The sequence below is a fragment of the Streptomyces doebereineriae genome (genome assembly GCF_031845645.1).
Lineage (GTDB): Bacteria > Actinomycetota > Actinomycetes > Streptomycetales > Streptomycetaceae > Streptomyces > Streptomyces canus.
The window spans coordinates 870,159-896,142 of the sequence record NZ_JAVREZ010000001.1; the positions used below are offsets into that span (position 1 = coordinate 870,159).

Consider the following 25,984-nt stretch of genomic DNA (forward strand, 5'->3'; position numbering starts at 1 on the left):
CTTGCTGCTGTAGGGCATTGGGGGAGGGCGGCGAATGGCAAGTGGTCGACTTGATCCGCCGGACTGCCCCTAGACGTGGAAGGCGTGCCGGGAACAGCAGGGTTCGCGGCGCAATTCTCGGCTGACGGTGAGCCAGTCGGTGTGGTCTGCGGTGCGTTGTTCAGCCGACTTCGTGGCGAACGCGCCGACCAGGTCGTCCTGGCGGTGCACAACGCCGTCGCGCATGACCCACGACGTACGGATCAGGTCGTCGAAGTCCTGGAAGGGGTTGCCGTCGATCGCCACGAGATCGGCGAGCTTGCCCGGTTCCAGGGTTCCGAGGTCGTCGCTGACCCCGAAGAGTTGCGCGGGGACGGAGGTGGCCGTGCGCAGCGCTTGCGCGGCGGACAGGCCGACGTTGTCGTGCAGGGCGCGGAGGCCGAGATGGAGGTGGAGGCCGATGGGGGTCAGGGGGGCGTCGGTGCCCAGGGCGAGTGTGCCGCCGTCGGCGACGATCTTCCGGAAGACAGCCGCGTCCTGCTGGAGGGCGCGGGTGGCGGCATCGCTGAGCGGGGTCGCCGCGATTCCGTTGACGAAGGCGGTGTCCCACGGGGGCATGAGCGTGGTGACGCGTGGGTCCTTGGCCAGGGAGGGGTCTGACATGAGCAGCGCCAGAGCGATGAACGGCGTGACAATGATTTTGAAGTCGTCGCCTGCGTACATCTCGTGGACGTCCTGGTAGGCGTGCCCGGTTGGGGAGAGGGAGTGTCCGTACTCGGCACGCTCGGTGGCCTGCAGATGAGAGGTGAGGTCCTGGCCGACGGCTGCGCCTGGCGACAGGAAGTGGCTTCCCGAGAGGACTCCGAGTTTCTCGTGAGCGGTTCGGACGGCCTCCCGCATGATCCAGGTAGGGGCGCGTACGTAGGTCTTGACGAAGTCGTAGTCGAGGTCGACCGCCCGTTCCAGTGATCGCCTGACGCCGTCCTGGGTCCGGTGCGCCCTGCCCATGCTGTAGGCCACCCGGCTGCCGTCGATCAGCTCACCGGTGGCGAACAGCCGAGGTCCGTTCATGCTGCCTGCGGCCACGGACTCGCGGATGCGCACCGCCTCGTGAGCGAAACCGCCCAGCGAGACGTTGCTCGTGATGCCGTAGGCGAGCATGAGGCTGTTCTGCCGGCCGCCGTAGGTGTACTGCCACGGGTGCGTGTGGGAGTCCCACAGTCCCGGGATGACCGTGGAGCCGGACGCGTCGATCAGCTTCTCGCCCGCCGCTGTCCGTGCGCGGTGGGGTTCGACGGCGGCGATGCGGTTGCCGCGGACGACGATGTCGACATCCTCTCGGACCGTCTCGCCGGTCCCGTCCCACAGGCGTCCGATGTGCACTCTGGTGACGTCGGAACGGGAGGGCAGGCAGCGGCGGTACCGCAGCGGTACGGGGATGGTGCGTCGGCCGGTGCCGTCGCGGTCGATGAGCCTGAGCCGACCGCTCGATTCGTAGAGCAGGCTGTTGGAGTCGCCCGACCAGGAGGGGTGGTCGGCCGCCTCGTCGGTGAGGCGCGATGGATCACCGGCGGGTGTGCCGTCGGGGTGCACCGGCATGACCCACAGCGCGGACTCCATGATGAACGCCATGGCCGAGCCGTCCGGCGACCACGCCGGCCCGCCGTGACCACGGTCGGACAGGGAGGCGTGCGGTGCGGGCTGATGGGCGGTCCACTGCCCGGTAGCGGTGTCGACGACGCGGATGACGTTGTATCCCTCGCGGAACCGGGCGTTGAGCTGGTTGCGGTCGCAGAACGCGATGTACTTGCCGTCGGGCGACCAACTCGGGGGACCGGGCAGGCCGTTGGCGCCGAGCGGCGCGACGAGCGTCTCCTCGCTTCCCGTGGCCAGGTCACGGATGAGGAGGTTGCCCGTGGAGTCGTGGCAGGCGAGTCGCGAGCCGTCGGGGGAGAGCACGGGGTGCAGGCGGCCGCCGGTTGCCAGCACATCGGCGCGATCGCTGCCCAGCCAGTGACGGTGGACGCTGATCAGGCTGCTGCCGTCCGGGTCTCCTTCACAGGAGAACAGGACGCTCTCTCCGTCCGGTGCCCAGGACGGCATCTGCACATAGGCGGACGCGTGCGCCTGCACCAGCTTCCGGGGACGACCGCCGATCGGCATCACCCACAGGGCATTGAGTGCGGCGAAGGCAACGGATTTCCCGTCGGGGGAGAGCACCGGAAGGTGGATTCCCCGCACCTCGCGGTCGGCCAACGAGTCGAAGTCGTAGCGCTTTTGGCGGTACTCCGGCCGGGAGAGGCTCAGTGACGCTGTGAAGGGGATCTGTTCCGGCGCGGAGTGTGCGGTGCCCGGACGCCGGACCTTCACCTGCCCGTCGCCGACATAGAAGAGCTGACCGTCCGGGGACCAGCAGGGCGGGAACGGAGAGACGTCCTCACCGTCGGTCAGGGCCTTGCCGTCCACCATGAGGACGGAACTCGCCGCATTGAAGGGGGCGGCGAAATCGCCCACGTGGACGTAGGCCACCCTGCCGTCCATGGCGACCGCCGGACCGACCAGTGTGCCCGCGTCCACCGTACGTTCCACCGACACCTCCCCGCCCCCGGCCGGGACAGAGGCCAGGGTCCGTCCGCCCTTGGCCCCGGCTCTGACGAACACCAGCCGGGTGCCGTCCGGGTGCCAGGCCGGGTCGTAGTCCTCCACCTCCGCATCGTCGGTGAGCTGCGCCAACTCGCCCGAGCGCACATCCACCGTCCAGATGCCGTAAGAACTTCCGGCTACCGGATCCCCGCCGCGCTCGGACGAGAACGCGATCCGCGAACCGTCGGGCGACCAGGACACACCCCGGTCGTCCCAGGGGCCGGATGTCAGCTGACGTAGACCGGAACCGTCCGCCGCCATCGTCCACACATGGAACCCGCCCCCCTGATACGCGCAGACGGCGACCCGCGAACCGTCGGGCGACCAGGACACACGGGCCGGTTCCAGGTCCGCCGAGGTCAGCGCCGTCGCCGTCCCGCCCGCACGTGGAACCGACCACAACACACCCTGCACCGCGGCGATCAGCCGGCCGTCGGCGGGCGAAGCGGACACGAACGCATTGGTGCCGGCGGTGAACTCATAAGTCCTGGCCGGTGCCGAAGGCGCAGCCGCACCGTTGGCAGAGGAGGAAACAGAAGAGGAGGAATCGGGGGAGGAGGAGTCAGAAGTGGGGGAAACAGAAGATGCCGAGGCTTGTCCTGAAGGCAGCGAAACGGCTGCGCCTGCCAGCCCGCCCAACCCGGCCCTCAGAGCGCGTCGACGAGACAGTTCATCGTGCTGGTCCATCAATCCTCGCAAGTAATCAGTGCATCGGCAGGGGCCCGGTAGACGGGATTCGGGCGTGGCTGGCCACTCGTTCTCCGTCGGCCGGACACCTGCCGACGCCTCTTGGTTTCTTCGGAAGTACCGTGCGGTGACCGGGCCCGGCGGCCGCTGCTGGGACAGGGAATCGGCCGCCGGGCCCGGTCCAGCGCGCCAATCCCCGTCCCCACGGGTCGGCACGCGTCGGGGCCGTCCTCCTCCGCTCTGGGATACGGCCCCTGTCTTTTCGCGATGGCTTGGCGCCGGTATGCCGAGCTACCGGTATGCGCATCGCATCCCGTTGACACGGGTCATCGCGTGGCTTGCGCCGACTTGAGCGGCCAGAGCAGCGCCGACCGGGTCGGCGCCGCTGCGCTTGCCGCGCGGGAGGCGTCGTCGAGGAGCGCGGCCGCTGTCCGGCCGGCGCTCCCGGCCTCGGCGATCGCAATCGCCACGTCATCCTCCTGCGGTGGGGCGCGATGGGAGTGATCACGTCCCACGCTATGGAGGGCGGCCCGGAAGTGGATCTGTCACCGTATCCGTCAGCGCGTCACCAGATCGGGATGAACCGGGCCATCGCGAGTGGCTCCGGCGGCAGCAGACCCCTAGTCACAGCGGCCTGGGGCGAAAAAACCGAAAGTGCCTTCCGAGCTTGGACGATGAACCTTGTCGAGAGGTTCTGTCGGTCCAAACGGAAGGCACTTTCTACGCGCAGGGCATCGGTTCTCGTCCCAAGCTCCCGATCTACGTGTCGAGGTGATCGACGCTCAGGAGCTGATCGGCATGGACAGCCTGCTGCGAGAGCTCGAGAGTGTGCAGCCCCGGAGCGACCTCCGCCGCCGGCTCCATCTGCCGGGCGGCCGCACCGTCGCCGTGAACTGGCCCACGTCCTGCTCGGCCACGAGGCACGTGAAGGCAACAGACCGGCGGGCACCCGTGGTATGCCCCGGTTCTGATGCCGGGCTGCTGGACGATTGACGATCCGGCAGCCTTCGGAGGTGACGGTCGGCAGCTGTCCGCCCGAGTTCCGCCGCAAGGTCCTCGACCTCGGCGCATCCGGAAGGAAGGTCGCCGAGGTCGCTCGGCTCCTCGGCATCAGCGACCGGACGATCTATGCCTGGTGACGCCAACTGATCATCGATACGGGGCAATTGACCGGAAGGACCAGCGCCGACCAGTCGGAACTCGCTGAGGCCCGCAAACGTATCGCCGAGCCGGCGACCGAGTTGGCCATCCATCGCCGTGCCGCCGAACCGGCGGGCGAGGCGGCCGCAGGCAACGCACCATGGCTCCTCGAGGAGATTTATTGACACGATGAGGCTCTGGCAGCTGGCGGGACGTGCCGCGGCCGGGCAGACGGCACCGCCCCGGACCGTGGGCACGATGCGGGACGGAAAGTGGCGTCGACGCCAGGATCTGCGGCTCAGGCCAGAGGTACGGCGGGCTGGACGACGCGGGAGGCGGAACCGCCCTGGACGGCGTCTCGGGCAGCGGCGGTCGCCTCGTGGGGCACGCCGAGGGGGATCGCGCTGACCTCGGACAGACGCGCGAACTGCTCCGGAGCGAGTCGGACGTCCAGGGCGCCCAGGTAGTCGTCGAGCTGGGTGAGGTTGCGCGGGCCGATGATCGGGACGAACGAGGTGGACGCCTGGGCGGCACGCTCGCGGAGCCAGGCCACCGACACCTGGGCGGGCGTCGCGCCGCTCTCCTCGGCGACGGCCAGGACGGTGTCGACGACGGCGGTCTTCTGGTCGGTGCTCTCGGTGTGCACGAGCGTCTTGAAATCGCTCAGCCGTCCCTCGGCGCTGCGGCGGTACTTGCCGGTGAGAAGTCCGCCGCCGAGCGGGGACCACAGGGCGGCGCCCAGGCCCAGGCTCTCGGCCATCGGCAGCAGCTCGCGCTCGGGGGTCCTCTCGACGAGGCTGTACTCGATCTGGATGCCCGTGACCGGTGCCCAGTTCTTCAGGTCCGCGAGGGTGGCGGCGCGGGAGACGCGCCATGCGGGGAAGTTGGACAGGGCGGCGTGGAGGATCTTGCCGGAGCTGACCAGGTCGTCCAGCCCGCGCAGGATCTCCTCCATGGGAGTGAGATCGTCGGGGAAGTGGACCCAGTACAGGTCGAGGTAGTCGGTGCCGAGGCGCTTCAGGCTCGCCTCCAGTGAAGCGACCATGTTCTTACGGCTGTTGCCCGTCCTGGAGATGCCGGGCTGCGGGCTGGCTCCGTTGGTGAACTTGGAGGCCAGGACGAAGTGGTCCCGGTCGGCGGCGACAAACCTGCCCACCAGTTCTTCGGACTCGCCGAACTGGTAGCCGTCCGCAGTGTCGAGAAATGTTCCGCCGGCCTCGGCGAACCTGTCGAACATCCGGCGCGCTTCGTCCGGCTCGGCACCGGCACCCCAGCCGGTGCCGAAGTTCCCCGTGCCGAGTGCGTACTCGGAAACGCGCAGTCCGGTCCGTCGTCCGAAGGTCGTGTAACGCATCAGGTCTCCTTGGTGCTGATTTCGCATCGGTGGTCGGGGCGGGTGGCGGCGGTCGGATGCCGGTCCGGACGTTGACCCGGTCAGGCGTGAAAGGAGCGCGGAGCGCGCCCTGAACGGGTGCGGTGCCGACGAACGGCCCGTCTGCGTGCAGCGATGCCGACGTGGCTAAGTAAGAAGATCGGTCTACTTAAGTCTCCACCGTAGCTGGCCCACCGGCCTATGTAAAACGATCGGTATGCTTAAGGATGTGACCGAACCTTCACCCGTACGTCGGCGTCGCGGGCGTGGCGCCCGGGAACGGATCCTCAAAGCGGCGACCCAGCTGTTCACAGCGCAGGGGATCAACGCGACCGGGATGGACCAGCTGTCGACCGTCGCCGAAGTGTCGAAACGCACCCTCTACACGCACTTCCCCAGCAAGGACGAGCTCGTCGGGGCATACCTCCAGTCCTTGGTGGACGATCTCCTGCCCAACCCCCCGTCGCCCGCCCAGCCGACACCGAGCCCGCGTGAGCAACTCCTCGCCGTCTTCGACCGGAAGCCGCCGGAAACCACCGCTCCGTTCCGGGGATGCCCGTTCCTGAACGTCAGCGTCGAAGTGCCAGACCCCGGGCATTCCGCCCATCAGCTGGCCGCGGCATACAAGAGGGAGTTCGCCCGCCGCCTCACGGACATCGCACGGCAGGCCGGGGTCGCAGACCCGGAAACCCTCGGTGAGCAACTGGCACTGCTCTTTGACGGCGCGGCCGCACGCGGCATCGCACTCAACAGCAGCCACACCCGCGCGTGCGCGCGATCCATCGCAGAGTCGTTGGTCGATGCCGCCCTCGCCGATGCCGGCCCTGCGTCCCTGGGGTGAGGTGAGGGGCGTTGAGGTCGCTCTGATCCTTGCCTGGTGAGTTTGCGCGGAGCTTTCCGTTCGGAGTGCGGGTGGCTGCCTTGGCGATTTTCGTTGCGGAGTGGGGTTCGGCGCGCCCCTCGAGCGGCGAGGAGCACATATCCCGCTAGTTACGGTTTGTACTCATAGTGCGACTCCGTTGGTACGCCAGCCGTAGATCGTTACGGTCGTGGCGGCGTGCGGCAGTTACGCATTGCCAGGCCCGTCCTATTCAGGTGGGGCGGGTCTTCCCAACCACGGCCTTAGGCCCCGCTGCGCGACCCGCAGCACGTCATCAGGCGGCAGTCCATCGGCTGGTTCGATCACAACGAGTCCCCAGTTCTTCCGGCCGACGGTGTCGAGCGTCACCGCACGCTCGCGGAGCAGGTACTTCACCGCCGACGCGACGTCAGCCACCGGAGGGCTTACCTCGGAGCGGGCGAGCTTCTCGACATACCAGTCCAGCCAGTGCTCCCCTTCTCTGCTGGCGGCTCGGGACAATGCGGCTTCGGCGTTCCCATCGAGAAAGACCATGACCGGGCAGATCGGCGCGAGCACCTCTGTGAGGTCAGTCATGAATGCATCGATCGTCTCTTCGCCGTGCCCCATGGCCAGCAGTGTCGGCACGAACGGCATCAGGGCGTCCGCGATCACCACGTCATCGCCGGTCGCCAGAACCGAGTCAACGAACTCGGCAGTTGTTGCGATCAACGTCCCCAGGTCAACGGCGCCGGTCGCCTTGAACTCCTCAGCCACCGGGGCAAACTGCGGCCTGGTCAAGATCTCTTCCTCGCGGAAGTGGTCCACCCGCAGTCCCGCATCGGCCAGCCATCGGGACAGGCCGGCGCATAGCGTCGACTTGCCCACTCCGGGAGATGCTCCCCACACGGTGATCAGAACCGTCATGGCAGCCGAGCCTAGAAACGGCAGTCATCGCTGCCAACCCCGCCGCGTCTCTGCCACAGGTCCTGCCCTTCATGCCGGAGCGGATCGGCGCTGGTGGTGGCTGGTCCGGGATCGGGCCTGATGGCGGCGGCGCCAGCCGGACCAGATGAGCCGATGGGCGATGTCGGGGGCGGGCCGGACGACGAGCGTAATGAACAAGCGCTGGATCTCGTTGCAGGTGAACTGTATGAGGCCGTCCGGTGTGGGGCTGCGGGCGTGTTCGTCCCCGCGGACGACGGCCAGGAAGGCACGCGCGAGCATGGCGAGGGTGACCCAGCGGGACCAGGATGCGTAGCGACCACAGCGCCTGACCCCAAAAGTGCCCACGCCGGACTCACCCTGTACCAGGTCCTCGACACCCTCCAGAACACCCTGAAGTCCTGGACCGGCACCTGCACCACCTGCCAACAGCCCCTGCCCGCCAGGTCCTACACCACACCAAGATCGAGACAGACCCGACGGAGTCCTGCCAGGGCGTGTATCGGAAGTACGCGGGGCGCCCCGGATCTGGCGTCTCGCGTGGCGGTGACATCCTTGGTCGGTGTTCTCATCCGATCATGCGGGCGCCGTGTTCTTCGATGTCGACGGCACTCTCGTCCCACGCACGAGTTCGTCGGTCTTTCTTGCTGGCTTCCTTGGCCATCGGGACGCGTTGGCCAAGGCCGAGGACGCCTACGCCTCCGGCGACCTGGACAATCGACAAGTCTCCGAGCTGGATGCCAAGGGCTGGGCGGGTGTGTCCGAAGAACAAGTCTCTGGCTGGCTCGATGGGCTTCCCTTGGTCTCGGGCATCACGGAGACCGTGGGCTGGTGCCGGCGGAACGGGCTGGTGCCCGTGCTGGCAACTCTCGCCTGGTCGCCGGTCGGCAGTTACCTGACCGACCGCTTCGGCTTCCACGCGTTCAGCGGACCTCGGCTGGAGACCATCGACAGCCGGTTCACGGGCCGCGTCGCCTGCCACTTCGACGAGTACGACAAACGAGATTTCGCCCTCGCGCGAGCCCGAGAACTGGGGTTGGCTCCCCACTCGTGCGGGGCCATCGGAGACAGCCGTTCCGACCTGCCCTTGTTCGCTTCCGTCGGGCTGAGCGTGGCGTTCAATGCCTCGACAGGAGCACGGGCGGCGGCGACCGTCACGATGGATGGCGGCGACCTACGATGCGTGCTCCCCGTCTTGAGCCGCTTGGTCACAGCCACTCGTTGATGGCCGCGACGAGGACGGTTGCCTCGTAGCGGAACGCGAGCTTGATGCCCCTATGGATATCAAGCAGCTGCTCTTGGCTTGTCCATATTCGGTCGGAGCGTGACGATCGCCTGGTCCATCTCGGTGGCCGCCCGGCCTTCTTGCCCGTCGGCGACAGCAGCTCCAGCGCGGCCCATTGCTCGTCCGTCAGATCTCCCCGCGCCACGAATCAAGATCACCTCATGTCCAAGATCCACTTTCGACGCACGCCCTAGACGCCCTTCAGAACACGATCGAGTGCCGCCCGGCCTGCAGGTCCCCAGTGCGGCTTCCCGCCGGGAAGACCCCGATCTCCGTTCTGCCCCATGAGCATCAGGAAGAGGCTCTTCATCGCGGCCAGCCCGCGGGCGCGCCGGATGGCTCCCTCGTCTGCATGCGCGTACGTGTCGAAGAACCGTGAAGCGGTGCCCGCAGGTAGCAGCACCCATGCGGCGGCAAGGTCCCATGCCGGATCGCCGGCGAACATGTCACCGAAGTCGACGATGCCGGAGAGCGTCCCGTCCGAGACGACGACGTTCGCGGGATGGAGGTCGCCGTGCACCCACACCGGCGGTCCCTGCCACGCAGGTGCCGCAACGGCGTCGTCCCAGACGGCCCGGACGTCGGCAACGATGTCGTCGAGGGTCACGGCCTGGAGGAAGTTCTCGAAGCCGTCCGTGCAGTTCCTCGGATGGGCGCCGCGGTCGGCAGCGATCGGCGCGTCGGCGGGCGCCTCCACATGGAGCGCCTGTAGGAAGCCCGCCAGCGTGTCGGCCGCGTGGTCGCCGCGGCTGATCGACCCGTGGTCCAGCGGCTCGCCGGCAACCCACGTCATCACGGTCCAGTGCTTGGGGAAGCGCTCCGACGGTTCACCGAACCGCACCGGGAGGGGCACCGGGAGCGGCAGGCGCGGGGCCAGCACCGGGAGCCACTGCCGCTCCTTGAGCTGGAGTTCCGGGGTGGGGTCCATGCGCTGCATGCGCACGGCCAACTCGTCCCCGAGGCGCCACATTTGGTTGCCCCAGCCGCCCGCCACCTCGCGGATGGCCAGCCCCGCAAGGTCTGGATGCTGCTCCTGCAGCAGGTCGCGCACCAGGTCTGCGGTGATCTCGATCTCGGTGTCGGTCATGCGACGTCACAGTACTGAGGCGGCAGGCGGAGCGGCTCTCGCTCTCCGAACATCTCACTGTGATCCTTCCGGCATCACCAATTCGGTTTCTGAGAGCTGCAGATCAGGAGATGGCGCCGCTCCGGATGGTTCGGGGCATGGCGCAAGCTCCGCAGTACACCCGACCCCTCTCAGCCTGAAAGCCGCACCCACCCCGGCTCCCCGCCGAACACCGGGCCGCATCACCAGTCTCACCGGGCTGGCTGGCGCATGCTCCGCCGCTCGTCAGGGACATGTGCCCTCTCGGCCGTAGGTCCGCTGCCGGAGCGGGTTCCAGGAGGCCAAGGTGGATCCGGCCGGTGGCGAGGTCCTCAGGGGTGTCGCCATGGCTATCTGTGAGCACGCTGCCCATCTGCGACCTTGAGCTTCCGGGGGGATCGGGGTGGCCTCTCCAGGGCCGCCTGCACGCTCAGAGCGCCAGAGCGGGCGATGGACATGACGCTGTCGTTGCCTGGATGCCCATGCGCGCACTTGCGCGCGGAAACCGATCGGTTTACGATGATGGAACCGATCGGTTTCCCATCGCGGAGGAGTAATGACGGCGTCCTGCTGCCGGTGCCCCGCGCCTGCCTAGAGCCGCGAACACCAGTTTCCTGAGACCGGAGAGGGTATTGGTAATGAGTGCGAATCCACAGAAGAAGAAGTTCTACGCCCTGAATATGTTTGACGTGGTCGACTTGGAGAAGTATCTCGCGTACTTCAGCCGTTTGCCCGAAGAGGCTCCACAATATGGCGGTCGAATGGTGGCGTTTGGCCGTTTTCGAGACAACGTAGCCGGCGACCTCACGCCGCGACAGGTTCTGTTTCTCGTTGAATGGGAATCCGAGGAGGCGTTCAGCAGCTTCCGGGACGATCCGGACTTGGCCGACTTGCATCCGCTGCGGGAGAGCGGGACGGCGTCCTATGTCTGGCAGACCTTTGATGGCCCCGATATGAGTGACCCCGCCGACGTTTCGCTCGACGATGTACTGGCGGTGCTCAAGCCTTAAATCCCGCATCGCTACGGAGCCGGATGAGCCAGCTGACGAGTCGTCGGGTGGCGAAGGACGCCTCCGGCAAGCGCGGACTCCATCGGAGGCTCGGCGGTCCAGTTGGTATTCCAGCAGAGTTTCGCAATCTGGCCAGGGTCAGGAGGCATCGCCCGGAGTGTAGTCGGCTGATGGCGTGTCAGGAGGTCTTGGCGGACCGCCCCTCCAAGGAGTGGATCCAGAAGGCTCGCCAGGCGAGGACGATGGCTGTCCTACTCGGTCGGCATGGTGATCACCGAAGCGAACCACGAACACGTGCTGAAATTCCCCGCCTCAGCCTGGACCCCGACAGCCGAGGCCGACGGTGAGGCCCGTGTTGACGGGGCCTGGGCCGCCGAGCTCACCGGCAAGCTCTTGGACGGCTGGCTACAGGCATGCGACTGATCCTCCGAAAGGAACGGCCTCATTTTGGCGCCCAGTTGAGGATCACGGACGCGGGCGGCATGCGCATCCCGTGTTTCGCGGCCCACACCCCTGACCGGCCGATCGCCGAGTCGGAGCTCCGTCACCGGCTGCGGGCCCGGGCCGAGGACCGGATCCGGGTCGCCCGGCCACCGGCCTGCGCCGCCTGCCCCTCCCGCACGCCGGGGGAACCTCGCACCGCACGCAGCCCAGGGTCTGGCTGGAGATCGTCCAGATCGCCCTCGACATGCTGGCCTGGATGCCCGTGCCTACCCTCACCGGCAGGGCCCGACGCTGGGAACGCCGCCGCCTGCGATTCCGCCTGTTTTCCGCGGCCCCCAACTCGTTACCACCTGTCGGCGCAGGATTCTCCGCCTCACCCAACACTGGCCCTGGCCCGGCGAGACCACCACTGCCCTCGAACGACTCGCGCTGCTGCCCACCCACGGCCGACCAGCAACTTACCGTCCCGACGACAACATCACCTGACCCGGGCAGTGGAACCCGACGCGACAACCGGCCGCCGGCCTGCCCACCACACCATCAGTTCCGGATAGCGAAAGGGTCCAGCGACACCGTAGGCAGTCCCTCAAGAGAGTCATCCGGACCTCTGGCGACGACACCCTGGAGTCGTGAAAATCGGGGTGGGCGACCGCCCGGCTGACGTCTTTCGATCTTGGGGCCGATTCGAGCCTGTACGAAAGTCTGGCTCTGAGGACGTGGCGCAGGCACCCCGAAGTGTTGCCGCGAGCACGCGGAGCAGATTCTTCCCTCCTGCCGGATCCTCGCCCGGCGGTCGTTCGCTGCGACGCGTCGGACGGTGCGAGAGGGAGAAACCAGCATGGATCTTGTCCATGAAGGCTGCGCGGGCATCGACATCGGCAAGACCGGCATGCGCATCACGTGCTTCGGTCGGAATGGAGGCAACTGGGTCCTACTGGAAGCCCGTGTTTTTGTCCGCCAGCAGGTCCCTGATACGTGCGTCAACCTCCTGGCGGTCATAGCCCCGTCCCACGATCTGGAACGGAGGCGGGCCGACCGGCGAGTCGGCTTCGGACAGGGCCTTGAGATAGCGGTCGACCTGGTGGCGGTTGTAGCCCCGCCACACCAAATTGAAGCCACGGAACTCAGACGATTGCGGCACTGCGAGTACCACTCCAACCCGGTAGGGAGACGGGTGCGGCCACCATCGATCATCGGTGTGTGAAGACTGAAGATCATGTTGTGGCCGTGGGGCAGCCGGCTCACACCTCCAGCACCAACCGTTCTCCTTCCGGTGCACGGGAGACGCAGGGCAGCATGGCGCCGGCCGCACGTTCGGTGGCGGTGAGCCGGTGGTCACGGTGATCGACATGGCCATGGGACACCCGTACCCGGCAGGTGCCGCAAAACCCCTGGCGGCAGGAGAACGGCAGGTCCGGCAGGGCCTCGTGGAGAACATCCAGGGCGGAGCGGTCGTACGGCACTGGCAGAACCCGTCCGGTGTCGCCCAGTTGGAGTTCGAAGGGACGGCCGTCCGTGATCGGGGCCGGGGCGAAACGCTCGAAGTGCAGGGCTGCCGCGCGGCTACCACCGAAGGCGCGCCGAACGCCGTCGATCATGGGCGCGGGCCCGCAGCAGTACACCGCACCCGCCGCCGGGATCGAGCTCAGCAGATCGGCCGCTTCGGGCACGCCGGACTCGTCGTCAGGACGGATGGAGACCCGGCCAGGGGCTGCGGCCGCGAGTTCGGCCAGCTCTGCCGCGAAGGGCATCGAGCCGCGGCTGCGGCCGGTGTGTACGAGCCTCCAGTCCAGCCCGCGTCGGGAGGCTTCCCGAGCCATCGGCAGGATCGGGGTGATTCCGATGCCGCCCGCGATGAGCAGGATGGATGCTTCGGCGGCGAAGGGGAAGGCGTTCCGGGGCCCGGTGATGGCGACCCGCATTCCGTCTGAGAGGGCGTCGTGTACCTCGGCCGAACCGCCTCCGCCGTCGGCGATGCGGCGCACCGCGATGCGGTACCGGTGCCGGTCGGCAGGATCGCCGCACAGGGAGTACTGCCGCTTGCGGCCGGAGGGCAGGTGCAGTTCGATGTGGGCGCCGGGCTGCCAGGGCGGGAGTGTTCCCCCGTCGGGTGCTGCCAGCCGCAGGGAGACGACATCCTCGGCCTCCTGGTGCTTGGCGGCGACCACCAGTTCCCGGATCACGGCCATCTCGGTGGCCCGCGGGCGCCTGGGAGGAGTGCTGCGCCGTGTGAGGCGCGTGACCGCGTTGTCGCTGAAAGCCGCCAGCTTCTGCATGAAGGAGTCGCTGCGCGGCCTGCCGTACAGGTCCGGCGGCCGAGTGACGGGTGTGCTGGTGCCCATGGGATGCCTTGCTGGTTGCCGGGTCATTGGGCAGCCGCTCGGGCGGCGGGGGACGCCGCCAGGTAGGCGACCGCCTGCTGGGTCGAGCCCTCCTGGGTCGGGTGGTAGCCGGGGCGGAAGTAGCGCAGCACCGAGCGTGCGAACGCGCCCGGCCGGGGCAGCAGGTCCTTGCGGGCCGCGGCCAGGTAGTCGCGGAAGCGGGCCTTGACCCGGTCGTCGAGTTCGGGGTCGGCGCTCATCAGGAAGCGGACTCCGCGGATCCACAGCCGGGTCAGCACCGGAGCGGTGACGAGCATGCCGCCCACTCGGCGCCGGTACCGGGGATCGAGGTGCACCAGCAGGTCGAACGCGACCGAACGGTGTTCGACCTCCTCCGCACCGTGCCAGCGGAACAGATCGAGCATCGCGGGGTCCGCGCCGGCCTGGTCCAGGTGCCCGTTGCTGAGAATCCAGTGACCCATGTACGCGGTGAAGTGCTCGAAGGCCGAGATCAGGGCGAGCCGTTGGAGGAGGTGCGCGTGTGCGGCGGCCGGCGTCAGCTCCGGCCGGTCTCCGAGCACCCTTCGGAAGATCCATTCGGACTGCAGGGTGTACGGAGCCGGGTCCAGCCCCTTGGTGAGCAGGTGCTCCAGGACCTCCTGGTGCGCCTCGGCGTGCATCGCTTCCTGGCCGATGAAGCCGCGTACGTCCTCGCGCAGCCGGTCGTCGGTGATCAGTGGCAGTGCCTGCTCGAAGGTGCGCACGAACCAGCGTTCGAGCTCGGGGAGCATGAGGTGGAGCACATCGAAGGTGTGGGTCGCGAAGGGCTCACCCGGCAGCCAGTGCAGCGGGGTGGCGCCCCAGTCGAAGGTGACGTCCCGGGGTTGCAGCACCAGGTCGTGATGGTCGATGGGCTCGGACGGACGTTCCGGGTGGGCATGTGCGGCTCGGAACATGACAGGTTCCTCCATCAGCGATGGGTGTGGGGGAGGGGCGGTCAGACAGTCGTCCAGTACTGCTGGTCCGTCAGATCGGGTGCGCGGTGCGGTCCGGATCCCTGCGGGAGCCGTCTTCGATGCGGTGCGCGAATTCCGCGATCCGGGACGCGACCTCCTCGGGGTGGCTGAGCTGTACCCAGTGCCCGGCGTCGATCGGGCGCCGTTGTATCCGGTGCGTCCAGTGCTCCACTCCGTACGACAGCACCGGGGTGACGCAGAAGTCGCGCGTGGGGATGATGAGTTGCACCGGGACGGTGGTCGGTCGGTCCCGGGGACGCAGCAGGCGGGGCAGCATGTTGGCGCGGTACAGCGCGGTGCCGGACACGGCGTCGCGGGCCAGCGTCGGCGCGGGGTAGGGGGTGTGCCCGGGTACGCCTTGGGAGCCGGTGAGGAAGGCGCGCCAGCGGTGGCCCAGTGCTCGCCAGGTCAGGGCGGGCAGGAGCGGGAGATGGAAGTAGGCGATGTACCAGGACCGTGCGGCCTGCCGCAGCATCTTCGGCAGATCCGGATGCCGCGGCCGGAGGCGGGCACGGATCATGTGGCCGACGTGGTCCAGGCAGGGTCCGGAGATGGACGTGAACGAGGCGATCCGCCCGGCCAGGCGGGTGCCGGTGACCGACTCCCAGGAGTGGATCGATCCCCAGTCGTGTCCGACCAGGTGCACCGGGCGGTCGGGGCTCACGGCGTCGAGAACCGCCTCCAGGTCGGCTTCCAGGCGGGACATCCGGTAGGCGCGGAGACCCCTGGGCCGGTGGGATGCACCGGCTCCCCGCACGTCGAAGGCAGTGACGTGGAAGCGGTCGGCCAGGCGCTCGGCGACCGGGCGCCACACGGCGCTGGTATCTGGATAGCCGTGGACCAGCACCACCGGAGGATCCGTGGACGCTCCCCATTGGTAGGCGGCCAACTCCACGCCGTCCGCAGCGATCCGGCGCGGCCGGCGCGCGGCCGGGGCGGTCATCGGCGACCACCGGCAGGGGTCAGTTCGCCGTAGTTCAGACCACCGTGGAAGAAGCTGGGCAGCACCGGCCACTGCCGCTTGAAGGGCGCCAGCTCCGAGGAGGGCAGGATCTGCAGCCAGCGCGGATCGCGCCGGCTGGGGTCGGCGAGGGTCTTCTCCTTGACCATGGAGTCGTACTGGTCGAGGGAGTCCTCCAGGGTGTTGGCGTTGGGCACCACTTCATGGCCGTAGAAGGCGGCGTGGCGGCGTACCCCGGGGATGCGGGAGAGCTCGGGCTGCCAGTTGTCGGCCGAGATGCCGTTCTCGGAGGAGACCCACACCCCGTCGGGGGTGTTCAGCACCAGGGAGTGGTTGCCGTCCGTATGGCCGGGGGTCCACAACAGGCTGACGCCGACACCGAGTTCGACATCGCCGTCGAAGGCGGTGACGCGCTCGTCCGGTACCCCGTCCATGCCTCCGTCGACGTACCAGGCCCACTGCATCGGATGCACCGATTCGAAGGTGCCCAGCTCCCTGCGGTGCACCAACAACCGGGCACGCGGGAACAGCGCTTCGCGGGGCGCCCGTTCGCCGGGAATCGTGCTGGTACTTCCCATGATCATGCGCACGTCCTGGACGTGCAGATGGTCGAAGCTGACGAAGTCCACGTCCTCGGGTCGCAGACCGCAGGAGGGCAGGACGGTGTTCGGGTCCTGGTAAAAGCGGGCGAAGACGTGGTCGGTGAGAAAGTCCCCCGCCAGCCGCTTGAGCTGGGCGTAGAACGGCGCTTGAGCCGTTCCGGCGGCGACGGTCGGCTCCCACACCAGTGTTTTCGGCTCACCGTCGAAGCCGTCGAACTGCACGACGAGCATCCGGTTGACGATGCTCACGAACGGGTTGACGGCGAGCGCGGCGCCGTGGAATCCGAACCGGGTCGGGTACGGGGCGGCGGCGATGTCGAAACTGCGGACGGCGTGGATGCGGCCCTGCTGGACGAACCGCTCACGGTAGGTGGCCGCGGCGCTGCGTACGGCGCGCAGCCGGTCACCTCGGGGCCATACGTCGTGGACACCCTCGAATTCGGGGATGGGACGCGGAGCGGCGAGGTCCTCAGCCCTCTTCGCGCTGGGCACCGGCTTGGGCGTGGTGGTCACGGGCTCATCCTTCGGGCAGGCGGGCAGTCCGGGTGCGCTGTTCGTAGGCCGCGCGGACCGTCCGGTCGGACAGGGCGGCGAGCTGGTCGGGGACAAGGAGGCGATGCAGGGCGTCGCGGGCACGGCCCGGAAGCACCGCGGCCAACCGGGTCAGGGCGGCCACCTGGCGTGGAACGAAGACCTCGAACCGCGGGCGCAGCACGACGTCGAGCACCGCGTCGGCCACCTGATCCGTCGTCAGGCGTCGGGTGGGGCCGGTCGCGGTGCCCACGGCCAGCTCGGTGTCCACGACGCCGGGCATCACCAGGGACACGTGCACGCCGGTGCCGCGCAGTTCGGCGCGGACGGCCGTGCTGTAGCCGTGGACGGCGTGCTTGGTCGCCGCGTAGGTCGCCTCGCCGGCCGGGGCGACCTTGCTGGCGGCGGAGGCGATGTTCACCACGTGGCCGCGACCGCGTTTCCGCATCCCCGGGATCACGAGTTTCATCCCGCGCAGTGCGCCGTGGACGTTGACGTCGAACTGGCGAAGGGCGGCTTCCTCCGGTTCCTCCGCGAAGGGGCCCACCCACATGATTCCGGCGTTGTTGATCAGTACGTCGATCGGCCCCAGCCGGGTCTCGACGGTGCGCAGGAAGTCATCGAAGGAATGTGTGTCGGTGACGTCGAGAGACAGCCCGAGCAGTCGGCCACCGGGATGCGCGCCGAGGGCGCCGATGGCACCGGCCGCCTCCGTGGCGAGCGCCGCGTCGAGATCGCCGATCGCCACGGCGGCTCCGGCCGCGGCGAGCCGGGCTGCGACGGCCCGCCCGATTCCGCGGCCCGCCCCGGTGACCGCGATCACTCGGCCGGTCAGCGGTTGTGTGCGGGGGAGCCTGTCGCGGCCTCTTCGGCTGAACCTGTACGGGTGCCTGGGCGGTGCTGCCACGGTCGAGCCCCTTCCTTGCCCTGAGCATGAGCGGAACGCCGAGCGGCGAGCGACCCTGCGTTTCTGACATGAAGCCATGTCAGATGAACTGACAAGCTAGAGTGTCAGTTCAGAGCACACCGGTGTCAACACCTCTGCGAAGGGGAAAAATGACCGGCACACAGACAGCCGGGCGGCGCTACGGCGGACGCGATGCGGCGCAACGACAGCAGGAGCGCCGCACCCGCCTCATCCAGGCAGGCCTCGACCTGTTCGGCACGGCCGGATACGCCTCGGTCTCCGTCAAGCAGGTGTGCTCGCAGGCCGGACTGACCGAGCGCTACTTCTACGAGTCGTTCCGCGACCGCGAAGACCTACTCGCCGGCGTCTACAACGAGCTGATCGCTACGATCACAGCCGAAACCGCGCAGGCCGCAGCCGCTGCCGCACCCGACGTCGACGCCCAACTGCGCGCCGGCCTCGAGGTGTTCATCCGCACACTGACCGGCGACGCCCGCAAGGCGCGCCTGGTGCTCATCGAGGTCGTGGGCGCCAGCCCCCGCCTCGAAGTGCGCCGCCGCGAGGTCCTGCACGAATTCGCCGCGATGGTGGCCGCCGTCGTCGCATCGCCCACTGGCCCGGAAGCCTCTTCCAGCCGGCTCACCATGACCGCGATGAGCCTGGTCGGCGGAGTCAACGAACTCCTCGTGGACTGGACGCTCGGCCACCAGAACGCCACCGTCGAAGAACTGATCGACCTGTGCCACACCCTGTACATCGCGGCCTACCGAGCCATCAGCGATCAGCCCTGATCACGCGGCCCGGACTCCTTCAGGAGCCCTTCTGCACCTGCACCGGACGGCAACCCACGACCTCAACCCACGACCTCTGTTCAACTGCCCGGCGCACCTGTCGGCCATCGACTGTCGGACGAGTCCCATCATCCATTCGGAAGCGACGCAAGGCGATCGGGCTGAGGGGCTGCGAACCATGGCGGGCCTGTTGCGTCGTGGGAGCTGCTGAACGACGGGGGATCACCCATCGCCTGTGCCCCCGCTGGCGCGCGCCCCGGGACCTGGCCCGCGCCGGACCCGACCCTGCCGTAGTCGCTGGGCGCCTGCGCATGCCCAGGCCCGCCAAGTGCCCTGTGTCTCCTGACCGCGGTCACTTTCGGTGTTCGCGTGGGGACGCATTCAGCAGAATTGAGTACTGCGCGTCGCCATGACCTAAGGGACGACTCCGGGACCTGGAGGCTTGGCGGGTGGATGGCCCGGGCCGGAGGCGGATGCGGCCGTCCGGCCGGGACCTGCCCCGGGGCTACCAGGAGGCCAGTGAGCCGTCCGTGTTGCGCCAGACCGGGTTGCGCCAGCGGTGGCCGCGTTCGGCGGCGGCGCGGACCGCGTCCTCGTCGATGGTGATGCCCAGACCGGGCGCGGTCGGACGGTCGATGTAGCCGTCGCGGAACGTGAAGGGCGTGATGTCGGCGAGGTAGTCCAGCAGTCCGCTGCTGTCGCCGTAGCCGATGCCCAGTGCCTGTTCCTGGATGAGGAAGTTGGGGATCGCGAAGTCGAGTTGCAGGCTGGCCGCGAGGGCGATCGGGCCGAGCGGGCAGTGCGGGGCCACCATGACGTCGTACGCCTCGGCCATCGCGGCGATCCGGCGGGACTCGGAGATTCCTCCGGCGTGGCTGATGTCCGGCTGGGCCACGGCGATGCCGTCGGAGAGGACCGAGCGGAAGTCCCAGCGGGAGTACAGCCGTTCGCCGGTGGCGATGGGGATGGAGGTGGAGCGCACTACGGCGCCGAGGTCCCGGGAGAACTCCGGCAGTACGGGCTCTTCGACGAAGAGTGGCAGGAGCGGCTCCAGGAGCGGCAGGACGCGGCGGGACATCGCCCCGCTGAACCGGCCGTGGAAGTCCAGTGCCAGGTCGCGTTCCGGTCCGATGGCCTCGCGGACGGCGGCCACCCCGTCCACGATGGCGTTGATGGCGGCAGGTGTGGCGAGGGGTTCCAGCTGGCCGCAGGGGTTCAGCTTGACGGCCGTCATGCCCTTGGCCACCTGCTCGGCCGCCGACTCGGCCAGTTCCTCGGGGGTTTCGCCACCGACCCAGCCGTAGACGCGCACCCGGTCGCGCACGTGGCCGCCGAGGAGTTGGTGGACCGGGACGCCGTGGGTCTTGCCCGCGATGTCCCACAGGGCCTGGTCGATTCCGGCCAGGGCGCTGTTCAGGACGACGCCGCCGCGGTAGAAGCCGCTCTTGGCAAGGACCTGCCAGTGCTCCTCGATCCGGGCCGGGTCCTGGCCGAGCAGGTAGTCGAACATCTCCTCGACGCAGCGGGCGACGGTGTGGGCCTTGCCCTCGACTATGGGCTCGCCCCATCCGGAGACGCCCTCGTCGGTGTCGATGCGGAGGAAGAGCCAGCGCGGTTCGACGAGGAAGAGCTCGTATCCAGTGATCTTCATGGGGTGGTTCTCCGGGTTCTGTGTTCTGTGCTGTGTACGGCCCCGAGCCCGACGGCTCCCCGCGCGGAGGGGGGAAGGGTGGGTCCGAGGAAGGGTTGCGGGCGTCCGTGCGGCGGGAGCCGTCCGCCGGGGTGGCGGCGGTGTCGGACGGAGAGGGCGGTCGGCCGCCCGGAACGGGAGAGGCCCGGCGGCCTACTCCTGGGAGCTGATGCTGCGGCCGCCGTCCGCGAGCAGGTTCTGTCCGGTGATGAAGGAGGCGTCCTCGGAGGCGAGGAAGGCCACGGCGGCGGCGATGTCCTCGGGAGTGCCCAGCCTGCCCACGGGTGTGCGCGCGGCGGTCTGTGCCTTGTACTCCTCGGATGCCTCGGCCCACAGGGCGGTGACCACCGCTCCGGGCAGGACGGCGTTGAACCTGATCTGTCCGCCGTACTCGACGGCCAACTGGCGCACGAGGGCGTCGATTCCGCCCTTGGCCGCCGCGTATGCCGGGAAGCCCTTGAAGCCGACGGCCGCGTGGACGGACGAGGTGATCACCACCGCGCCCCTGGCCGTCCTGAGCAGCGGCACCGCGGCCCGGACGCCGTAGAACACCGAGTCGAGAGAGAGCCGCAGCTGGTCGTGCCAGGCGGCGTCGTCGAGTTCGTGTGCCGCTCCCGGCAGGTTGCGACCGGCGTTGAGGTGGAGCACGTCGAGGCGTCCGGTCCAGGACTCGGCCTCGGCGACGGCCGCCGCCCACTGGGTCGGCGAGGTGACGTCCAAAGGCAGGTCGCGTGCCTGCCTGCCCTCGGCGCGGATCTCATCGGCGACGCGATGGGCGCCCTTGACGTCCACGTCGGTGACGAGAACGGACGCTCCCTCCGCCGCCAGCCGGCGGGCGGTGGCCGCCCCGATGCCGGAGGCGGCCGCGGTGAGCAGGGCCGTACGGCCGGTGAAACGTGCCGGTGCGGCGGCGACGGTCATGGCGCTTCTCCTGGTCGTGCTGGTCTGGCCGTGGAGCCGCGCAGCACCAGCCGCGGCTCGGTCGGTACGACGACATCTCCCGCCGGCTTGCCCTCAATGGTGGCCACCAGTGCGTCCACCGCGGCGGTACCCAGCTCGTGCAGGGGCATCGCGACGGTGGTCAGCGGGGGATGGAGGTGCGCGGCCACGGGCAGGTCGTCGTTGCCGACCACGGAGATGTCCTCCGGGATCCTGAGGCCGAGGTCCCTGATCGCCGCCATGGCGCCTATCGCCTGGGCGAGCGAGCTGGTGTAGAGGGCGGTGACCGGTGGCCGTCCGTCGCCGTCGGCGGGGCACAGCAGGGTCCGCGCCGCGGACGCGCCGCCGTCCTCGGTGAAGTCCCCGGACGCGACCGGAGCCGCGTCCAGACCGAGTGTGTCGGCGTGCCGCAGGAACGCCTCCTTGCGGATCTCGCTGGGTGTGATCCCGGGAGGGCCCGCGATGTGTCCGACCACTCGGTGGCCGAGGCCGTGCAGGTGGTCGAGCGCGGTCACGCTGGAGCGGGCGACGTCCATGGTGATGTTGCGGCCGGAGCCCTCGACCGAGCGGTTGAGGAAGACGTGCGGGATCGCGCTGCGGCTCAGCGCGTCCAGCAGGGGGTGGCCGGGGCGGGCCGAGGCGATGAGCAGCCCGTCGACCCTGCCCTCCTGTACCAGGTCGTGGAAGGACTCGTCTGCTTCCTGCCCGTCGAAGTCCTCGGCCAGCAGGGAGAGATAGCCCAGTTCGCGGGCCCGCTGGTAGGCGCCGCGGGCGATGGTGACGTACGTGGGGTTGGCGAGGGCGGGGATCAGCAGGGCCAGCGCGTGGGTGCTCGCGCCGGCCAGGGCCCGGGCCCCGGAGTGCGGCCGGTAGCCGAGTGCCTCGGCGGCCTCATGGACGCGCTGACGGGTCTCCGGCCGTACGGACAGGTCCTGTCGGCCGTTGAGCACCTTGGACACGGTGGCCTTGGAGACCCCGGCCGCATGCGCCACATCCACGAGCCTGGCCCGGGCGGGCTGTTCCGGCACGTGCTCCCCCTCTCCGGTGGGCGTTGCCCGGTCCGCGCTGCGGACACAGGTGACGCGTTTTTGCCTCTTGACACCTTCTGGCGACGCAACCTAACGTTCGCGAAAGTTTCAGTCAACCGGTTTCCTCAGACGGAAATAAGCGACAAGTCTGAGCAGGGCCCTAGAAACAGGTCATACCGAAACAGCAAGATGTCGGCCAGAGTTGACCTCAAGTCAACTGGGCCGGGGAGTCGCCCTCGGGCTCACCGCACACGCGACCACCGTCGCACCAGCGGTCCCCAGTCATCGGTGTGCGCACCCGTCCACGCAGACGGATGTGCTCGGTCCCGGGTACCTCGCACCACCGCCGAGCGAGCCGGCGTTCCGCCGCCGCCGCGCACCCCCGTTCGCTTCCCGCGGCAGCCCCTCCTGCCGCCATGACCCCCGTCGCACGTCCCCGCAGCCGCCGTACGTCTCCCACTCGCGAACGTCCCGCACGAAAGGCTTTTAAGCATGCCCATGTCAACGACGACATCCCTCGACAGGCGACGCTTCCTCGCCGTCTCCGCCGGAACCGCGCTCGCCGCGACCGGTCTGTCCGCCTGCGCCGGCACCGCCGGCAACAGCACGGGCGGATCGGGGAGCGGTAAGACGACGCTCACCGTGATGACGGTGCAGAACGAGTGGGACAAGAAGGCCCTCAAGGCCGCCGAAGAGGCGCTGGGGATGAACCTCAACGTCATCATCTGGGACCCCACCAAGCTCAACGCCATGCTGGCCGCCAAGAACCCGCCGGACGTGGTCCGCGGCTTCGGCGCGACCGAGACCCCGTACTTCGCCGCCCGCGGCCTGATGACCGACCTGGACTCGTACTTCGCCAAGAGCTCGGTGCTGAAGGCCTCCGACCTCGACCCGGTCAACGACGTGTGGCGCTACGACGGCAAGAAGCAGGGCGCCGGCCCGCGCTACGGCATGGCCAAGGACTACTCCCAGGACTCCATGTTCTGGTACCGCACCGACCTGTTCGAGGCCGCCAAGCTGGACCTGCCGAGCGCGACCGAACCGATCTCCTACGACGAGTGGCTCGACCTGGGCAAGAGTCTGGTCAAGCGTCGTCTGGGCAAGGTCAAGGTGTATGGCCTGAATGCCACGGGCATGGGTGTCTTCCCGCAGCTCATGGGCATGACCGCCTCGGCCGGCGGCAGCCTGTTCGCCGAGGACCTGGCCACGGTGGACTTCTCCTCCCCGGAGGCGCTGAAGGCGCTGCAGTGGTACCTGGACTACGCCAAGGCCGACATAGGCCCGAGCGTCACCAACCCCAACCCGGACGGCTGGGACGGCCCCACCTACCAGGCCAACCGCATGGCGATGAGCTGCAACGGCTACTGGTTCGGCGGACTCATCGGCGGTGACCCCAAGCTCGCGGCAGTCTCCCGCTTCGCGCCCGCCCCGCAGCTCGGCAGCCATCGCGTCAGTTCCTGCTTCGGCGCCACCGGCTTCTGGATCCCGAGGGACGCCAAGAACAAGGAAGCGTCCTGGAAGTTCTTCGAGTGGTACTTCGGCGGCAAGCCCGCCCAGGAGCGCGCGGCGAGCGGCTGGGGCATCCCCTCCCTGACCTCGCTGCGCTCGAAGATGCCGCAGACCAGCGCCTTCCAGAAGCAGGCCTTCCAGGTGCAGGAGCAGGAGCTGCCGCACTTCTCGGTGCTCAGCTTCACCCCGTACGCCCAGCAGGCCGCCCTGGAGGGCGTGCTGACCAAGGTCCTGCCGGGTGCGCTGAAGTCCGGAACCTCGGCGGGCAAGGTCGCCGACACGCTCAACTCCCGGATGAACGAGCAGCTCGCCCAGGGCAAGGAGCTCGTGGGGTGAGCACCGAACAGATCACCGCGCCGGGCGCGCCGTCCCCCTCCGGGGCGACGGCCGCCCGGCCCGGGCCCGGCACCGGCGCGCCCACCGGCCGCAGGCGCAGCTCGCTGACCACCCGCCGCGCCTTCTCCTTCTACGTGTTCGCCGGACCCTGGGTGCTGGGCTTCCTCGCCCTGACGGCCTTCCCGCTCGGCTACGCGCTGTGGCTGAGCCTGACCAACTCCGACGGGTTGTCGAACAACTCCCGCTTCGTGGGCCTGGCCAACTACCGGGAGGTCCTCACCGATCCGGAGACGCTGGCCTCGCTGGCCCGCACCGGCGTGTTCACCGCGATCTCCGTGCCGCTGACACTCGCCGCGGGACTGCTGCTGGCGGTGCTGGTCAACCAGCCGATCCGGGCCCGAGGGCTGTTCCGCACCCTGCTGTACCTGCCCGCGGTCGTCCCGCCGGTCGGCGCCGCCCTCACCTTCAAGCTGATCTTCGACCGGGACTCGGGCGCCGCCAACGGATTCCTGGACGCCCTGAACATCGACGGCGTGAGCTGGCTGATGGACCCCTACGCCCGCTGGGTCCTGATCACCTTGACCCTCTGGGGCGCCGGCAACGCCATGATCGTCTCGCTGGCGGGCTTGCAGGACGTCCCCAAAGAGCTGTACGAGGCCGCCCGCATCGACGGGGCCAACACCTGGCAGACCTTCACCCGGATCACCCTGCCACTGCTCTCCCCGGTGCTGTTCTTCCAGGTCATCACCGGCATCATCGCCGCCGTGCAGAGCTTCCTGCCGCTGCTGATCTCCCTCGACCCCACCCCCAGAGGCGTCACGGCCGTACCCGAGGGCAACTACCTGTTCATGATCCACGTGTTCGCCCAGTACTTCGCCAACGGCCGCTACGGATACGCCTCCGCGATGCTCTGGGTGCTGTTCCTGATCATCATCATGATCACCTACCTGGTCTTCAAACTCAGCAAAGGCGCGGTCTTCTACGCCGTCGACCCGGAGCCGGACAAGCCGTCCCGGCCGCGCACGCTCGGAGGCAAGTGATGGTGTTCCGCCGCAGAAGTGCCGTCTACATGCTGCTGGTCGGCGCCCTCGTCCTCTTCCTGGGCCCGTTCGCCTGGCTGCTGGACACCGCGCTGAAGGCCCCCGACGAGCTGCGCGCGTTGCCCGTCCACTGGTGGCCGCACCACCCCAGCCTGAACAACTTCCGGGACGCGCTGACCCAGATCGACTACTTCGGCTACGCCCGCAACTCCCTGACGATCGCCACCCTTTACGCCGTCCTGGTCACCCTGGCCTCGGCATGGGCGGGCTACGGATTCGCCCGCCTCAACGCGCCCGGCAAGCGGCTCATCTTCAACGTGCTGCTGTCGACGATGATGCTGCCGCAGATCCTCACCCTCATCCCGACCTACCTGCTGTTCGCCAAGCTGCACCTCACCAACACCTATGTGCCGTGGGTGCTGTGGGGCCTGTGCGGCGCCCCGTACCTGATCTTCCTGTTCCGGCAGTTCTTCTCGAACATGCCCAAGGAACTGGAGGAGGCCGCGATCATCGACGGCTGCGGGCAGTTCCGCATCTTCTGGCGCATCTTCCTGCCGCAGTCCTGGCCGGTCATCGCCACCAGCCTGATCCTTTCCTTCAGCTGGACCTGGGGCGACTACATCGCGCCCGCCCTGCTGCTGGACGACGCCCACACCACGCTCGCGGTCAAGCTCGCGTACGGCTACGTCAACGAGCACGGCTCACCGCTGGGGAACCTGGTCGCCGCGGGCGCGGTGATGTACGTCGTCCCGGTGCTGGCCCTGTTCCTGATCGTGCAGCGGGGCTTCGTCGCCGGCGTCGCCACCTCCGGCCTCAAGTGACCCACGTCTGACTCACGTTCACCAACGCACCTCGCTGCAAAGGA

The 25,984-nt window shown here is 68.6% G+C and carries 24 protein-coding genes and 2 pseudogenes; 11 read left to right on the plus strand and 15 right to left on the minus strand.

Going from position 1 to position 25,984, the window contains the following annotated elements:
- Positions 1-69 precede the first annotated feature (69 nt).
- Together RNB18_RS04085 and RNB18_RS04090 are read right to left on the minus strand one after the other, a co-directional pair.
- A complete protein-coding gene (locus RNB18_RS04085; RefSeq protein WP_449657634.1) occupies positions 70-3,309 on the minus strand; it encodes an amidohydrolase family protein in 3,240 nt (1,079 codons plus the stop codon).
- A 326-nt stretch (positions 3,310-3,635) separates the two neighbouring features.
- A complete protein-coding gene (locus RNB18_RS04090) occupies positions 3,636-3,779 on the minus strand; it encodes a hypothetical protein (RefSeq protein WP_311712745.1) in 144 nt (47 codons plus the stop codon).
- 543 nt (positions 3,780-4,322) lie between these two features.
- Here RNB18_RS04090 and RNB18_RS04095 point away from each other — a divergent pair.
- Positions 4,323-4,448, plus strand: a complete 126-nt coding sequence (locus tag RNB18_RS04095; protein WP_311712746.1) for a helix-turn-helix domain-containing protein — start codon at positions 4,323-4,325, stop codon at positions 4,446-4,448.
- 27 nt (positions 4,449-4,475) lie between these two features.
- Entirely contained in the window at positions 4,476-4,634 is a 159-nt protein-coding gene (locus RNB18_RS04100; protein WP_311712747.1) for a hypothetical protein, read from the plus strand.
- Positions 4,635-4,747: 113 nt separating this feature from the next.
- On the opposite strand, the gene RNB18_RS04105 is transcribed toward RNB18_RS04100, so the two are convergent.
- Positions 4,748-5,803: an aldo/keto reductase gene (locus RNB18_RS04105; RefSeq protein WP_311712748.1), complete on the minus strand. Its 1,056-nt coding sequence runs from the start codon at positions 5,801-5,803 to the stop codon at positions 4,748-4,750.
- Positions 5,804-6,050: 247 nt separating this feature from the next.
- Here RNB18_RS04105 and RNB18_RS04110 point away from each other — a divergent pair, with 247 nt between their 5' ends.
- Positions 6,051-6,662, plus strand: coding sequence for a TetR/AcrR family transcriptional regulator (locus RNB18_RS04110; protein WP_311712749.1), 612 nt, complete (start codon positions 6,051-6,053; stop codon positions 6,660-6,662).
- Between the two features lie 246 nt (positions 6,663-6,908).
- Here RNB18_RS04110 and RNB18_RS04115 read toward each other — a convergent pair whose 3' ends face one another.
- The gene (locus RNB18_RS04115) at positions 6,909-7,586 is read right to left on the minus strand and encodes a nucleoside/nucleotide kinase family protein (protein ID WP_311712750.1); all 678 of its coding nucleotides are present in this window, start codon (positions 7,584-7,586) and stop codon (positions 6,909-6,911) included.
- 69 nt (positions 7,587-7,655) lie between these two features.
- Positions 7,656-7,982, minus strand: a pseudogene (locus tag RNB18_RS04120) (IS701 family transposase); the annotation flags it as partial.
- A 184-nt stretch (positions 7,983-8,166) separates the two neighbouring features.
- On the opposite strand from RNB18_RS04120, the gene RNB18_RS04125 reads away from it, so the two are divergent.
- Positions 8,167-8,829 (plus strand): HAD family hydrolase, encoded by a 663-nt coding sequence (locus RNB18_RS04125; RefSeq protein WP_311712751.1) that lies wholly within the window; start codon positions 8,167-8,169, stop codon positions 8,827-8,829.
- Here the strand turns inward: RNB18_RS04125 and RNB18_RS04130 are convergent.
- Positions 8,813-9,034: a hypothetical protein gene (locus RNB18_RS04130; protein WP_311712752.1), complete on the minus strand. Its 222-nt coding sequence runs from the start codon at positions 9,032-9,034 to the stop codon at positions 8,813-8,815. The two genes, RNB18_RS04125 and RNB18_RS04130, sit on opposite strands and share 17 nt — an antisense overlap.
- Positions 9,035-9,079: 45 nt before the next feature.
- The gene (locus RNB18_RS04135; protein WP_311712753.1) at positions 9,080-9,976 is read right to left on the minus strand and encodes a phosphotransferase; all 897 of its coding nucleotides are present in this window, start codon (positions 9,974-9,976) and stop codon (positions 9,080-9,082) included.
- 656 nt (positions 9,977-10,632) lie between these two features.
- Between RNB18_RS04135 and RNB18_RS04140 the strand changes: the two genes are divergently transcribed.
- From RNB18_RS04140 to RNB18_RS04150, 3 genes and pseudogenes are all read left to right on the plus strand, one after another.
- Positions 10,633-11,004: a DUF1330 domain-containing protein gene (locus RNB18_RS04140; protein WP_311712754.1), complete on the plus strand. Its 372-nt coding sequence runs from the start codon at positions 10,633-10,635 to the stop codon at positions 11,002-11,004.
- A gap of 225 nt (positions 11,005-11,229) precedes the next feature.
- A pseudogene (locus tag RNB18_RS04145) lies at positions 11,230-11,934 on the plus strand (transposase); the annotation flags it as partial.
- Positions 11,935-12,286: 352 nt separating this feature from the next.
- The gene (locus tag RNB18_RS04150) at positions 12,287-12,652 is read left to right on the plus strand and encodes a hypothetical protein (protein WP_311712755.1); all 366 of its coding nucleotides are present in this window, start codon (positions 12,287-12,289) and stop codon (positions 12,650-12,652) included.
- A 37-nt stretch (positions 12,653-12,689) separates the two neighbouring features.
- On the opposite strand, the gene RNB18_RS04155 is transcribed toward RNB18_RS04150, so the two are convergent.
- The 5 genes from RNB18_RS04155 to RNB18_RS04175 all read right to left on the minus strand — a co-directional run bounded on the left by RNB18_RS04155 (position 12,690) and on the right by RNB18_RS04175 (position 17,786).
- Positions 12,690-13,790, minus strand: coding sequence for a PDR/VanB family oxidoreductase (locus tag RNB18_RS04155; protein WP_311712756.1), 1,101 nt, complete (start codon positions 13,788-13,790; stop codon positions 12,690-12,692).
- Positions 13,791-13,813: 23 nt separating this feature from the next.
- Positions 13,814-14,725 carry a metal-dependent hydrolase gene (locus RNB18_RS04160; RefSeq protein WP_311712757.1) on the minus strand — a complete coding sequence of 304 codons (912 nt, stop codon included), beginning with the start codon at positions 14,723-14,725 and terminating at the stop codon, positions 13,814-13,816.
- Positions 14,726-14,795: 70 nt separating this feature from the next.
- Positions 14,796-15,728: an alpha/beta fold hydrolase gene (locus RNB18_RS04165; protein WP_311712758.1), complete on the minus strand. Its 933-nt coding sequence runs from the start codon at positions 15,726-15,728 to the stop codon at positions 14,796-14,798.
- Positions 15,725-16,861 (minus strand): MBL fold metallo-hydrolase, encoded by a 1,137-nt coding sequence (locus tag RNB18_RS04170; protein WP_311712759.1) that lies wholly within the window; start codon positions 16,859-16,861, stop codon positions 15,725-15,727. Before RNB18_RS04170 ends, RNB18_RS04165 begins: the two co-directional genes overlap by 4 nt.
- Positions 16,862-16,865: 4 nt before the next feature.
- Positions 16,866-17,786 (minus strand): SDR family oxidoreductase, encoded by a 921-nt coding sequence (locus tag RNB18_RS04175; protein ID WP_311712760.1) that lies wholly within the window; start codon positions 17,784-17,786, stop codon positions 16,866-16,868.
- A gap of 149 nt (positions 17,787-17,935) precedes the next feature.
- Here RNB18_RS04175 and RNB18_RS04180 point away from each other — a divergent pair, with 149 nt between their 5' ends.
- A complete protein-coding gene (locus tag RNB18_RS04180; RefSeq protein ID WP_311712761.1) occupies positions 17,936-18,577 on the plus strand; it encodes a TetR/AcrR family transcriptional regulator in 642 nt (213 codons plus the stop codon).
- Positions 18,578-19,082: 505 nt separating this feature from the next.
- Here RNB18_RS04180 and dgoD read toward each other — a convergent pair.
- The 3 genes from dgoD to RNB18_RS04195 all read right to left on the minus strand — a co-directional run bounded on the left by dgoD (position 19,083) and on the right by RNB18_RS04195 (position 22,234).
- Positions 19,083-20,228 carry a galactonate dehydratase gene (dgoD, locus tag RNB18_RS04185; protein WP_311712762.1) on the minus strand — a complete coding sequence of 382 codons (1,146 nt, stop codon included), beginning with the start codon at positions 20,226-20,228 and terminating at the stop codon, positions 19,083-19,085.
- Positions 20,229-20,420: 192 nt separating this feature from the next.
- Positions 20,421-21,188 carry an SDR family NAD(P)-dependent oxidoreductase gene (locus tag RNB18_RS04190; RefSeq protein ID WP_311712763.1) on the minus strand — a complete coding sequence of 256 codons (768 nt, stop codon included), beginning with the start codon at positions 21,186-21,188 and terminating at the stop codon, positions 20,421-20,423.
- Entirely contained in the window at positions 21,185-22,234 is a 1,050-nt protein-coding gene (locus RNB18_RS04195; RefSeq protein ID WP_311712764.1) for a LacI family DNA-binding transcriptional regulator, read from the minus strand. Before RNB18_RS04195 ends, RNB18_RS04190 begins: the two co-directional genes overlap by 4 nt.
- 498 nt (positions 22,235-22,732) lie before the next feature.
- On the opposite strand from RNB18_RS04195, the gene RNB18_RS04200 reads away from it, so the two are divergent.
- The 3 genes from RNB18_RS04200 to RNB18_RS04210 are packed head-to-tail and all read left to right on the plus strand — an operon-like array spanning position 22,733 to position 25,940.
- Entirely contained in the window at positions 22,733-24,079 is a 1,347-nt protein-coding gene (locus RNB18_RS04200; protein WP_311712765.1) for an extracellular solute-binding protein, read from the plus strand.
- Entirely contained in the window at positions 24,076-25,119 is a 1,044-nt protein-coding gene (locus RNB18_RS04205) for a carbohydrate ABC transporter permease (protein ID WP_311712766.1), read from the plus strand. Before RNB18_RS04200 ends, RNB18_RS04205 begins: the two co-directional genes overlap by 4 nt.
- Positions 25,119-25,940 (plus strand): carbohydrate ABC transporter permease, encoded by an 822-nt coding sequence (locus RNB18_RS04210; RefSeq protein WP_311712767.1) that lies wholly within the window; start codon positions 25,119-25,121, stop codon positions 25,938-25,940. The genes RNB18_RS04205 and RNB18_RS04210 overlap by 1 nt, the downstream gene beginning before the upstream one ends.
- Positions 25,941-25,984 lie beyond the last annotated feature (44 nt).